The organism is Antrihabitans auranticaus (genome assembly GCF_016481275.1).
GTDB lineage: Bacteria > Actinomycetota > Actinomycetes > Mycobacteriales > Mycobacteriaceae > Antrihabitans.
In genome coordinates this window covers 784,853-796,847 of record NZ_JAEMNW010000003.1, presented here as the reverse complement: position 1 = coordinate 796,847, position 11,995 = coordinate 784,853, and the positions used below count along the sequence as shown (strand labels likewise).

10 protein-coding genes are annotated in these 11,995 nt (G+C 64.1%); 5 read left to right on the top strand and 5 right to left on the bottom strand.

The features are described 5' to 3' along the window. Position 1 precedes the first annotated feature (1 nt). On the top strand, positions 2 to 223 hold the full coding sequence (locus JGU72_RS17925; protein WP_199685275.1) for a hypothetical protein: 222 nt from the start codon (positions 2 to 4) through the stop codon (positions 221 to 223). A 12-nt stretch (positions 224 to 235) separates the two neighbouring features. On the opposite strand, the gene JGU72_RS17920 is transcribed toward JGU72_RS17925, so the two are convergent. Further along, entirely contained in the window at positions 236 to 436 is a 201-nt protein-coding gene (locus JGU72_RS17920; RefSeq protein WP_199685415.1) for a hypothetical protein, read from the bottom strand. Positions 437 to 594: 158 nt separating this feature from the next. On the opposite strand from JGU72_RS17920, the gene JGU72_RS17915 reads away from it, so the two are divergent. From JGU72_RS17915 to fabG, 4 genes are all read left to right on the top strand, one after another. Then, complete coding sequence (locus tag JGU72_RS17915) at positions 595 to 2,142, top strand: DHA2 family efflux MFS transporter permease subunit (RefSeq protein ID WP_199685274.1); 1,548 nt, start codon at positions 595 to 597, stop codon at positions 2,140 to 2,142. 82 nt (positions 2,143 to 2,224) lie between these two features. Then, positions 2,225 to 4,096 carry a maltose alpha-D-glucosyltransferase gene (treS, locus tag JGU72_RS17910; RefSeq protein WP_199685273.1) on the top strand — a complete coding sequence of 624 codons (1,872 nt, stop codon included), beginning with the start codon at positions 2,225 to 2,227 and terminating at the stop codon, positions 4,094 to 4,096. Then, positions 4,093 to 5,457: a maltokinase N-terminal cap-like domain-containing protein gene (locus JGU72_RS17905; protein WP_199685272.1), complete on the top strand. Its 1,365-nt coding sequence runs from the start codon at positions 4,093 to 4,095 to the stop codon at positions 5,455 to 5,457. The genes treS and JGU72_RS17905 overlap by 4 nt, the downstream gene beginning before the upstream one ends. A 167-nt stretch (positions 5,458 to 5,624) precedes the next feature. After that, on the top strand, positions 5,625 to 6,374 hold the full coding sequence (fabG, locus tag JGU72_RS17900) for a 3-oxoacyl-ACP reductase FabG (RefSeq protein ID WP_199685271.1): 750 nt from the start codon (positions 5,625 to 5,627) through the stop codon (positions 6,372 to 6,374). A 115-nt stretch (positions 6,375 to 6,489) separates the two neighbouring features. Here fabG and JGU72_RS17895 read toward each other — a convergent pair whose 3' ends face one another. The 4 genes from JGU72_RS17895 to JGU72_RS17880 all read right to left on the bottom strand — a co-directional run bounded on the left by JGU72_RS17895 (position 6,490) and on the right by JGU72_RS17880 (position 11,889). Continuing rightward, positions 6,490 to 7,413: a DNA-3-methyladenine glycosylase family protein gene (locus tag JGU72_RS17895; protein ID WP_199685407.1), complete on the bottom strand. Its 924-nt coding sequence runs from the start codon at positions 7,411 to 7,413 to the stop codon at positions 6,490 to 6,492. Positions 7,414 to 7,482: 69 nt separating this feature from the next. Then, on the bottom strand, positions 7,483 to 7,845 hold the full coding sequence (locus JGU72_RS17890) for a glyoxalase (RefSeq protein ID WP_199685270.1): 363 nt from the start codon (positions 7,843 to 7,845) through the stop codon (positions 7,483 to 7,485). Between the two features lie 35 nt (positions 7,846 to 7,880). Beyond that, positions 7,881 to 8,876, bottom strand: a complete 996-nt coding sequence (locus JGU72_RS17885) for a pirin family protein (protein WP_199685269.1) — start codon at positions 8,874 to 8,876, stop codon at positions 7,881 to 7,883. A gap of 211 nt (positions 8,877 to 9,087) precedes the next feature. Then, positions 9,088 to 11,889 carry an FAD-binding and (Fe-S)-binding domain-containing protein gene (locus JGU72_RS17880; RefSeq protein WP_199685268.1) on the bottom strand — a complete coding sequence of 934 codons (2,802 nt, stop codon included), beginning with the start codon at positions 11,887 to 11,889 and terminating at the stop codon, positions 9,088 to 9,090. Positions 11,890 to 11,995: the final 106 nt, after the last annotated feature.

Genomic DNA, 11,995 nt, shown 5'->3' with positions numbered 1-11,995 from the left:
AATGTACGCGAGAAGCCGCGGTACCAGTATTGCGGCGGTGATTGTGTTGGTGTGGCTGATTATCGGCGCAATTGCCGCAGGACAGCGGGGGTACTACAACAACTCCGCCGAAGACTGCGCTGGCGTCGGAACTATCGCCGTGACGATCATTGCCGGACCGTTGAACTATGTCGGCGCGAACCCGAAGGTTAGCGACTGCGACCTGCCCGAGCCCAGCCAGTAACGGCGACGGCGGCTACAGCAGCGCCACGACCGCGCTCGCTGCTGCGAGCAGAACCAAGCCCACAATCACGGCCGATACGACGGAGCCAGTCAACAGGGCGACGCCGAGTGCCGCGGTCGCGCACAGCATTGCAACGATCAACCACTCGATCCAATCGGATCCGAGCAGCGAGAACTTGTACTTTGTGCGTCGCGGCTTCACTGCGCGGTCCATATGTCCGGCGTACCCCTCAGTGGAGAAACCAAACTACACATACATACTGAACGGTCTGCTGCGTGCTCGCAAATGTCCGAAATTTGCGGGTGGGTAGCGCTGTTCGCCCCGGGCACAAGGGGCTAGCGCACATCGGGCGAACCTGCCACGCTTAAGCGGTGACTCAGTCTCCGCATAGCGCTGCTGTACCGGCCATCGATCCTGACGACGACAAGCTCGACGCGCGGGTCTTCAAAATCGCCGGTGTTGTGGTGCTGAGCGCGATCATGTCGATCCTCGATCTGACCGTGGTCTCGGTGGCGATCCCGACGTTCAAGGACGTCTTCGACACGAGCTACCCGATCGCCGCGTGGACGATGACGGGTTACACGCTGGCCCTCGCGACCGTCATTCCGCTGACAGGTTGGGCGGCCGACCGGTTCGGCACGAAACGGCTGTTCATCCTCGCGCTGATTCTGTTCGTTGCCGGCTCGGTGCTGTGCAGCTTCGCCTGGGACATAACGTCACTCGTCGGATTCCGCGTCTTGCAGGGACTCGGCGGCGGCATGCTGATGCCGCTGGGCATGACGATCATGACCCACGCGGCCGGTCCACAACGGATCGGTCGAGTCATGGCTGTACTCGGCGTGCCGATGCTGCTCGGACCGATCAGTGGTCCGATTCTCGGCGGCTGGCTGCTCGAGGCCGCCAGCTGGCACTGGATCTTCCTCATCAACGTCCCGATCGGTGCCATCGCTCTGATCGCCGCGTTCGTGGTGCTCCCGTCCGACGATCCGTCGCCGTCGGAATCGTTCGACTTCCTCGGCATGCTGCTGCTGTCGCCGGGCTTGGCGCTGTTGCTGTTCGGCGTGTCCTCGATACCGCAGATGGGAACGATCGCGTCTGCGCGCGTCCTGGTGCCCGCAATTATCGGTGCGTTGCTGGTCATTGCGTTCGTACCCCATGCCCTGCGAACCACGCACCCTTTGATCGACCTCCACTTGTTCAAGAACCGCGGGCTGACGGTCGCAGTCGTATCGATGACGCTGTTCGCAATTGCGTTCTTCGGAGCAGGCCTGCTCTTCCCGAGCTACTTCTTGCAGGTCCGTGGGGAGTCGACGCTGCACGCCGGTTTGCTGCTCGCTCCGCAGGGTTTCGGCGCGATGCTCACAATGCCGATCGCCGGCAAACTCGTCGACAAGATAGGTCCCGGCAAGATAGTCATGACGGGCATTACCCTGATTGCCATAGGGATGCTGGCGTTCACACAAGTGGGCACCGAAACCTCGTACCTGCTCCTGTGTGGCTCCCTGTTCGTCATGGGACTCGGTATGGGCGCAACGATGATGCCGATCATGACGGCGGCGTTGCAGACCCTCACCCACCATGAGGTCGCGCGTGGATCGACCCTGATGAACATCGTCAACCAGATCGCAGGTTCCATCGGCACGGCGACGATGTCGGTCCTCCTGACCAACCAGATCAAGGAAAACCCGTACTCCGATCTCGCGACCTTGTCGTGGACGCAGCCGGATATCGCAAAACTGCTGAGCCCGGCTCAGATTGCGGACGGCCTCCACCACGCGGCGGACGCCTTCGGCAACACGTTCATGGTCGCGGTCGTGCTGATCGTGCTCACGTTGATTCCCGCATTCATGTTGCCGCGAAGCAAACATGTCGTGACGGCAGAACAGGGCGCGGAAGCCGCGAAAACGATGGTGCACTGACGCCTCGGGCGGACGTGGGCTCTAGGTCGCGCTAGGGTCGAGGGAGTACGGACCGACTGCCGAGCCGACCGCCGAGGTGCACATGCCCCTTGAAGATTTGTCGAAATCGCAGTACGAACCGCTCGGGCTGCACCGAGTTCCACCCGCGATAGCCCATGCCGATCACACGGCGGACGGCCATCTGGTGGAGGCGCAGGCCGAGGACTTCGCACATGCGAAACCACTACAGGTGGAACCTGATTGGTATAAAACTGCCGTGTTCTACGAGGTGCTGGTCAGGTCGTTTTCCGACCACAGCAACGACGGGACGGGCGACCTCAAAGGTTTGACCGACAAGCTCGACTACCTCGCGTGGCTGGGGGTGGATTGCCTGTGGCTGCCGCCGTTCTGCGACTCGCCGCTCCGGGACGGCGGCTACGACGTGCGCGACTTCCGCACGGTGTTGCCGGCGTACGGCACGGTCGACGATTTCGTCGAACTTGTCGAGCAGGCGCACCGGCGAGGAATTCGCGTCATCACAGACCTCGTCATGAACCACACGTCGGACACCCACGCGTGGTTCCAGGAGTCGCGCAGCGATCCGGACGGTCCGTACGGCGACTACTACGTCTGGGCCGACGACGACACCGGCTATCCCGACGCGCGCATCATCTTCGTCGATACCGAAACGTCGAACTGGACATGGGATCCGGTTCGCGGCCAATACTTCTGGCACCGCTTTTTCTCGCACCAACCCGACCTCAACTACGACAATCCCGAAGTCGCGGAAGCGATGATCGACGTGCTCCGCTTCTGGCTCGACCTGGGAATCGACGGCTTTCGCCTCGACGCTGTGCCATATCTCTATGCACGCGAGGGCACCAATTGCGAGAACCTGCCGGAGACTCACGCCTTCCTCAAACGCTGCCGCAGCGTGATCGACGAGGACTACCCCGGCCGCGTGTTGCTGGCAGAAGCGAATCAGTGGCCCGCCGACGTCGTCGAATACTTCGGCGAGGACACGGGCGACGAGTGCCACATGGCATTTCATTTCCCGTTGATGCCGCGCATATTCATGGCGGTCCGGCGGCAGAACCGGATACCGATCTCGGAGATCCTTGCGCAGACACCTCCCATACCGAGTTCGTCGCAATGGGGCATCTTCTTGCGTAACCACGACGAGTTGACGCTCGAAATGGTGACCGACGAAGAGCGCGACTACATGTACTCCGAGTACGCCAAAGATCCGCGGATGAAGGCCAACATCGGCATTCGGCGCAGGCTGGCACCACTGCTCGAAAACGACCGGAACCAACTGGAACTTTTCACTGCGCTGCTACTCAGCCTGCCGGGATCGCCGATGCTCTACTACGGCGACGAAATCGGCATGGGAGACAACATCTGGCTCGGCGACCGGGACTCGGTCCGTACACCGATGCAATGGACGCCCGACCGCAACGCCGGCTTCTCGCGCGCCGATCCGGCCCGCATGTACCTGCCCGTCGTCATGGATCCGACCTACGGATACCAGGCGGTCAACGTCGAAGCTCAGATGAACTCGACCAACACACTGTTGCACTGGACGCGCCGAATGATCCACGTACGCAAGCAACATCGTGCGTTCGGACTGGGTACGTTCACCGAACTGGGGAACAACAATCCGTCGGTGCTGTCGTTCCTGCGTGAACTTGCGCCGGAACCATCACACCGCCGCAACAGCGACGTCATCCTGTGCGTCAACAATCTCTCTCGGTTTCCCCAGGCTGCGCTGCTCGACCTGTCCGCCTTCGCAGGCCGAATACCCGTCGAGCTCACCGGCTCGGTTCCATTCCCGAAAATCGGCGCGGACGAGTACATGCTCACCCTGCCCGGCCACGGCTTCTTTTGGTTTGCACTGCAACCGGACCCGCATGCCGACGGTAACAGAAGCGGCTATCCCGGCAGCAGCGAACACGACCCGGGGGTGCGGACATGATCGCCGGCCTGCCTTCGGACGCCGACCTGGAAAGCTTGCTGGTTGGTTGGTTGCCGGCGCAACGCTGGTTCTCCGCGAAGAATCGAACGATTAGTGGTGCTCGAATACTGTTGCGACAGAATATGATCGATGACGACGGGTTCGTCGCAGAGCACACAATCGTCGACGTCCAGCTCGTCGACGCCCCCGCGCAGCGCTATCAGATTCCGCTGGCATTCCGCATCCATCCCCCGGAAGCCTTTATGCCCCATGCACTTACGGATGCGGCGGGAGCGGTGACGCCGTACGACGGACTCGCCGACCCCGAGGTGACGGCGCGCTACATTCACGCTCTCGCGCACTCCGAATCGGTCGGCGATTTGCGCTTTCGGACGGCACCCGGAGGTACGGTCGACCCCGCTCTACGTGGCCGAATACTCGGCGCCGAGCAGTCGAATACGAGCGTCGTATACGGAGAGCAGCTGTTGCTCAAGCTGTTTCGCCGGGTGGAGGCCGGACTCAATCCCGACCTCGAACTGCACCGTGCGCTCGGGGAGGTCGGCTGCGAGTTCGTCGCGCCGCTCGTCGGCTGGATGGAAACAGAAGTCGACTCGATCCCGACGACGATGGCCATCGCACAACAATTCATACCCAACGCCGCAGAGGGCTGGAGTATGGCTCTGACCAGCGTGCGGGATCTCTTCACAGAGGCCGACCTGCATGCCGACGAGTTGGGAACCGATTTCGCAGGCGAGGCGCAGCGGTTGGGCGAGGCGGTCGCGGCGGTGCACGCCGACCTGGCGCGCAGTCTTGGCACGGAGGTTCGGCCGGTGCCGACGGCGATGATGCGGCTGCGACTCGACGTCGCGGCCGAACAGATCCCCGAGGTCGCGGCGGCCCGCGACGCAGCGACGAAGATCTTCGACAGAGCCGAGTCCGCAGGTCCGACTCAGGTCCAGCGGATCCACAGCGACCTCCACCTCGGCCAGACGTTGCGCACCCCGCCGCGTTGGGTGCTAATCGATTTCGAGGGCGAACCCGTCAAGACGATCGCGGAGCGCCGCGAATTCGACAGCCCGCTGCGAGACGTCGCGGGGATGCTGCGGTCCTTCGACTACGCGGGCCACCACCCGCTGATCGAGTCGACCGAAAGCAACTCCGCACAGCGCGCGTTCCGGGCAAACGAGTGGACAGCCCGCAACAGCTCCGCGTTCTGCGACGGCTACGCGGCCGTCGCGCAGCGAGACCCCCGCGATGATTCAGCCATACTTCGCGCCTACGAGTTGGACAAGGCGATCTACGAAGCGGTCTACGAGTCGCGACATCGACCGAGTTGGCTGCCGCTGCCGGTCCAGGCGATTGCGCGGCTGGTCTCGCTGTAGCGGGCTGCGCAGGGCTCACCACCGCACGCCCAGCCACGCCAAGAGGAATTCGAGCCAGTCGGGTAGTTCTGGATCGCGGAACATCGGGTACCTCCTCCTGGCAATTCGTGCGTTCGTATGCTGCATCGGAGACGGGTACGAGTTCGTTAATTCACGAGGAGATTCCCATGAGCAGGGTTGCAGTTGTGTCCGGTGCGGCGCGCGGAATCGGTGCGGCAATCGCGCAGCGGCTCGCGTCCGACGGCTTCGCGGTCGCGGTGCTGGACCTCGACGAAAGTGCCTGTGCCGGCACGGTCGACGCGATCACGTCCGCGGGCGGGTCCGCGCTTGCGGTCGGCGCCAACGTATCCGACGAGGATTCTGTCGCTGCGGCGGTAGCCCGGATTGCCGACGAACTCGGCGGACCGACCGTCGTCATCAACAACGCAGGTATCACGCGTGACAACCTGCTGTTCAAAATGCCCGTGTCCGAATGGGATGCGGTGATGAACGTGCACCTGCGTGGATCCTTCCTGCTGACGAAGGCCGCGCAGAAGTACATGGTCGAAGCCAAGTGGGGACGAATCGTCAACATGTCGAGCGTTTCCGCGCTGGGTAACCGTGGGCAAGCGAACTACTCTGCGGCCAAAGCAGGCCTGCAGGGCTTCACGAAAACCCTCGCCATCGAACTCGGCAAGTACGGCGTCACGGCCAACGCGATCGGGCCGGGATTCATCGTCACCGAAATGACCGAAGCAACCGCCGCACGCGTCGGCGTCCCCTTCGAAGACTTCAAAGCTGCCGCCGCGGCCCAGACACCGGTCGGGCGGGTGGGTTACCCCGACGACATCGCCCACACTGTGTCGTTCCTCGTGAGCGAAGGTGCCGGCTTCGTGTCGGGGCAGGTCATTTATGTTGCGGGCGGTCCGCGGGATTAAGACCCCAGCCGCGCTACGCCGCTCGCGGTTTTGTTACCCGCTCTCGTTATAACGGCAGCGAGGAACAAAACGGCGAGCGTGGTCGGCGGGCCAGACTCAGTGCAGGGCCAAAAACTCAGTGCCAGCTATGGTCCGTGACCGCTGTGCGAGGTCCGAATTTCGGCTTGGTTGCGAAGCCCGCCACTTCGAGGAGGCGGATCGCCCGGTACCGATGCGGGCGGAGAGGCTCGAGGTACTCGACCATTCCGTCGTCGTCGAGGGGCCGTCCCAGGAGGGTCCAGCCGACCAGCGCAGCGAGGTGAAAATCGCCGACCGACACTGCGTCCGAATCGCCCAGCGCACGCTGCGCGATCTCTGCGGCGGTCCAGATGCCGATTCCGGGCACCGACCGGAGTCTCGCTTCGGCGTCGACCCGATTCATGCCGACCGCTTCTTCAAGCCGATCGGCGATCCGGGCAGCCGTGACGATCGTTTTGGCGCGACGTGGGTCGACGTTCGCGCGGTGGAATTCCCAGGACGGTACGTAACGCCATGTCTCGGCACTCGGTGACACGAACATGCCGTGCGGGGCCGGTCCCGGTGCTCGCTCGCCGAAACGGCGGACGAGTTGCCGCCACGACGCCCACGCCGCAATGCCGTGCACTTTCTGCTCGAGCACAGCCGGAACGAGCGACTCGAATACGCGTCCTGTGCGCAGCATGCGGAGGTCGGGGAATCTCCTGTGCGCTTCCGCGATCTTCGGATGGGCGGGCACAAAGTCGCTGTGGTCGTCATCGAGGCACAGCATCTTGGGAAAGCCGTCGAGCAACTCCTCGCTGCCCTCGCCCCAGGCTCGGACGTCGACCACGTTTCGGCCAGCCTGGGTCGCCCGGAACGTGACAGTGCCAGAGGGCATTCTCGACGCCCGCCAAACGGCACCGTCCGGGGTGCGCCGCTGACACGGGTCGCTCCCACCACGCTGCAGCGGCGCGAGCGTGAGCGCCACGTTCACCGGCGAATCGAGGCGGAGACTGCGCTCGAGCGCGGCCCCCGAGCCGATGGATTCGGCGGTGATAGTCAGCTCCTGGTCGAAGTCATTTCCTACTCTTGCGAGCGTATCGGCTCCGGCCTACGGCAACGAAAAATGCGGGTTGTGGATGAAGCCGACGATGCCGACACCGGGCACCCGGACCGTCGCGGTGACGATGCCGCCGCCCACCTCGCTTGCAGGCGTGTGCTCGGTCGCACCTGCAGCATTTGCGGCCGCAACTGCCTCGTCGACCGCCTCGACACCCCAGTACGTCAATGCGCCGTCAGCGGGATCTTGACCGGGCAGGAGGCCCAACTCGTATCCCGCCACGTTGAAGCCGACGTAGAACGGCTCGTCGAAATATGGTTGTTCGCCGAGCAGTTCGGCCCACCACGCCTTCGCCGCATCGAGGTCCGCCACCGGGTAGATGACCGTTCGCAGTCCCTGTAGTTCTATAGCCATGGACGCAGTCTCGCACCGGCCACCGACACGTTCAGCTAACCGCGAGGCTTGAGCGGCAGCGCCGGAATCGGCGGGGCTGGGATCCATTTGCCGCGATAGCCCTCGACCACGCCGAATTGCTCGGTCTCAGCGCCTTCGCCGGCACTGTGCGCGTCGAACTCCGCCTGCCATTGCTCGCGGTACGCCCTGATTTCCTCGTCGGATCGACCGACGAAGTTCCACCACATGAGAATCTGCTCGCCCAGCGGCTCGCCGCCCAGCAACAGGAAGCGCGACTGGTGCTTTCCGGGATTGCGCACGGTGATGGTGCTGCGGCCCGGCGCGAGGTACCCGAGTTCGGAACGATCGACCTGCGAACCACACAACTCGATCGGACCGAGGTCGACGAGCGCACCCAACTCGAACGACGGGTCGACATCGAGCGTCAGCACAGCTCCTGGCTCGAGCACGATCTCCGCACCGAGCAACGGAGTGAACGTGCGGACCGGCGACGTGTCGCCCGCGAGTGTGCCGAGGAAGACGCTGATCCGTGCACTGCCGACGGTGAACGGCTCGGGCGCATAGTGCTCGAATGTCGGCTCTGTGTTCCGAGCCGCCTTCGGCAGTGCAACCCACAGCTGCATGCCGTGTAGAACAGTCGTCTTCGCCGTCGATACCTCGGAATGCGCGATTCCGGCGCCCGCGGTCATGAGATTCAGCTCGCCCGGCCGGACCATGCAATGCGAGCCGACGGTATCGCGATGCTCAATCTCGCCCGCGAACAACCAGCTCACCGTCTGCAACCCCGTGTGCGGATGCGGCGCGACCTTCATACCGCCGGTCTCGGCTACATCGTCGGGACCGTAATGGTCGGCGAAGCACCACGCTCCGATGAGCGAACGCTGCCGCTGCGGCAGTGTTCGGCGGACCGGCATAGCCCGCAGACCGCCGAGCGGGACCTCTCGCGGCGTAAGGATTTCGATCGCCGACACGTCAGGGTGATCGGTCTCCCGACAGGTGACGATTGCGGTCGAGGCCTCGAGATTGCTCATAAGACTATTCTCAGCTCCGATTGCTACTTTGTAACGCGACAGTCGGCATCCGCGACGTTACTCCCGGTTCTAATGCCGACGCGCACGATGAAAGGTTCCTGGAGATGATCACCAATTTGCTCAACTGGCTGCTTGGCGCGTGGGGCGGCGTTTCCGCAGGTAGCAGCGGTTACCAGATCCCGCCGGGCACACTTCCGTTCGGCAGCTGACACTAATTTCCTTTCTGCCAGGTTCCCTTTTGCACGGCGTCCCACAAGATCTGGGCCAGGTGTACGCCGTTGCGACCACCGAGTTGCAAACCTTGTGTCCTGCAGGAGAATCCGTCAGCGATAAACACGCTCCCGCGCTGCGCGCCGCGCAGCGCGGGTAGCAGTCCGTTCTCCGCGATCGCCACGGAGACGTCGTAGTGGCCCAGTTCCATCCCGAAGTTGCCTGCAAGTCCGCAACACCCTGAGATCTCCGTCACATGCACACCTGCTGCTTCGAGCAGCTGCCGGTCCGGTCCGAAGCCGGTGACCGCATGTTGATGGCAGTGCGGCTGCACAACCGCCTCCAGCCCAGCCGACCGCGGCGGCGACCATTCCGCGTCGGTGAGAAATTCTGCGAGCGTTCTGGTCGCGTCGGCGACACGTTTCGCGCGCGGGTCGTCGGGCAGCAATTCGACCAGGTCCGATCGCAGCACCGCCGTGCACGACGGTTCGAGCCCGACCACGATGCCCCCCGCCGTCACATGGGCCTCCAGCGCGGCGAGTGTGGCCCGCAAACGCTTGCGCGCGCCGTCGAGCTGGCCCGTCGATATCCACGTCAGACCGCAGCACACCGGCTTCTCCGTGATGCGAACCCGGTAACCGGCGTGCTCGAGGAGTTCGACGGCGGCGATCGCGACCTCCGGACTGAATGCGTCGGTGAAAGTGTCGATCCACAGCAGCACGCCCTGGTCGGCGGGGTTCGTCCGGTTGTCCCGCCACCAACGACGGAAAGGCACGCGAGCCAGTTCCGGCACAGCGCGACGCGGATCCATTCCCGCCGCCCGCATTCCCGCCCGCGTCAGAACGCCGACTCCGGTAAGTGAATTGGCCACGCGCGGCAGTCTTTTCGCCACCCTGAGCCAACGCGGCAACCACCCCAGCGCGTAGTGGTCGAGCGGCCGTCGCCGACCTTTGTAGCGACGGTAGAGGGCTTCGGATTTGTAGGTCGCCATGTCGACGCCCGCCGGGCAATCCGAGGCGCACGCCTTGCAGGACAGGCACAGATCGAGCGATTCTTCGACCGCTTCCGAGGACCAGCCGCCCGCCAGCAGCGAGCCGTTGACGACCTCCTGAAGCACACGCGCACGGCCACGGGTGCTGTCCTTTTCGTCCTTCGTCGCGAGGTACGACGGGCACATGAAGCCACCCGTCGCAGAACTGTCGGCCCGGCACTTGCCGACGCCGACGCAACGGTGAACGGCCATCGAGATGTCACCGCGATCATCGGAAAGCGAAAAGCCGCCTACGCCTTCGACTTTTGCCACGCTCGCAAGACGAAGGTCGACGTCGATCGGGCTCGGTGCGACAAGGACTCCAGGATTCAGGAGGTTGTCGGGATCGAACACCGCCTTGAACCCGGCGAACGCCGACAACGCCTGCGGCGAATACATGAGGGGCAGTAGCTCCGACCGCGCCCGACCGTCGCCGTGCTCGCCGGACAGCGAACCGCCGTACTTCGCGACGAGGGTCGCAGCGTCGATGAGAAACGATCGAAAGCGTTGCGGTGCTTCGGCAATGGGGAGATCGAGGCGGACATGGATGCAACCGTCGCCGAAATGTCCGTAGAGCAGTCCCTCGACGCCGTGCTCGTCCATCAGGTCGTCGAAATCCCGCAGGTAGGCGGCCAGATGCTCCTGCGGAACGGCGGCATCTTCCCAGCCTGGCCAGGCCGGCTCGCCTTTTCGCGTCCGACCTGACAGGCCGGCGCCATCGGCGCGGATTCGCCACAGCGCGGCCGACTCGGCTGCGTCGGAAACCACCCGCCATTCGAGCGCGCTCGCCGTCGCACACATCGACTCTGCAGCTGCGACTGCTTCGGGCACGGTCGAACCCGCCATCTCGACGAACAGCCAGCCAGCGCCGCGGGGAAGCGGCGGCACGCTGCGGCGGTGTGAACGCACGACGTCGACCAGTCGCGCGTCGATTCCCTCGATGGCCAGCGGTTTTGCCAGCAGCAATGCGGCGACGTCCGCCGCGGCGGTCGGCATATCCGCGTAGCCCAAGACCGCGAGCACCGACGCAGGTGCCACAGGCACAAGATCCACGGTTGCCTCCAGCAGTACGCCGCAGGTGCCCTCTGTGCCGACGAATGCCTTCGCGACGTTGTGGCCGCGCTCGGGCAGGAGGTGTTCCAGCGCGTAGCCAGAAGCCTGCCTGTCGAACTGGCCCAGCTCGGTCCTGATCGTGCCCAGGTTGGCTCGTACGAAGCGCTCGAGTCCAGGCATCGCGGCGAGGTCGGCTGCCAGTGAACGCGGGGTTCCCGAACCGTCGAGAATGCGGAGTCCGCGGACGTTGTCCACAGTCCGGCCCCATGCGACCGCACGCGGTCCGCAGGAGTTGTTACCGATCATTCCGCCGATGGTGCAGCGGTTCTGCGTCGACGGATCGGGACCGAACCGCAAGCCGTGCGGAGCGCCCGCCCGTTGCAGTGTGCCGAGCACGACGCCGGGCTGCACCACGGCCGTTCGTGCTTCGGGATCGATCTCGACGATCTGGTTCATGTGCTTGCTGAAGTCGAGGACAAGCCCCGGCCCGATCGCATTGCCCGCCACAGACGTACCTGCTCCGCGCGCGGTCACGGAAAGCCCGGTCGACCGCGCGAACTCCAGGGTGGCAGCAACGTCGTCGCCATCGTGCGGGAAGACGACCGCGGTCGGGACGACTCGATAGTTCGACGCATCCGACGAGTACTCGGCACGGCGCCGCAGCGAATCGTCGACGACACCGGAAATGCTCGCGCGCAACACGTCGAGCGAGTCAGACATGGTTCAACAGTAGTTGCGCCGACCTGAACGACTTGATCTCAACCGCACTCGAGGTCGTAGTGTCGGTGCCGCGTGCTTGGCTTGTCCTCGCACAGCGCGATCGAGG

Bases quoted from the DNA above. Each gene is read 5' to 3' on its own strand.
- JGU72_RS17925 (WP_199685275.1), top strand. From the start codon at position 2: ATGTACGCGAGAAGCCGCGGTACCAGTATTGCGGCGGTGATTGTGTTG.
- JGU72_RS17920 (WP_199685415.1), bottom strand. From the start codon at position 436: ATGGACCGCGCAGTGAAGCCGCGACGCACAAAGTACAAGTTCTCGCTG.
- treS (WP_199685273.1), top strand. From the start codon at position 2,225: ATGCCCCTTGAAGATTTGTCGAAATCGCAGTACGAACCGCTCGGGCTG.
- JGU72_RS17905 (WP_199685272.1), top strand. From the start codon at position 4,093: ATGATCGCCGGCCTGCCTTCGGACGCCGACCTGGAAAGCTTGCTGGTT.
- fabG (WP_199685271.1), top strand. From the start codon at position 5,625: ATGAGCAGGGTTGCAGTTGTGTCCGGTGCGGCGCGCGGAATCGGTGCG.
- JGU72_RS17890 (WP_199685270.1), bottom strand. From the start codon at position 7,845: ATGGCTATAGAACTACAGGGACTGCGAACGGTCATCTACCCGGTGGCG.
- JGU72_RS17885 (WP_199685269.1), bottom strand. From the start codon at position 8,876: ATGAGCAATCTCGAGGCCTCGACCGCAATCGTCACCTGTCGGGAGACC.
- JGU72_RS17880 (WP_199685268.1), bottom strand. From the start codon at position 11,889: ATGTCTGACTCGCTCGACGTGTTGCGCGCGAGCATTTCCGGTGTCGTC.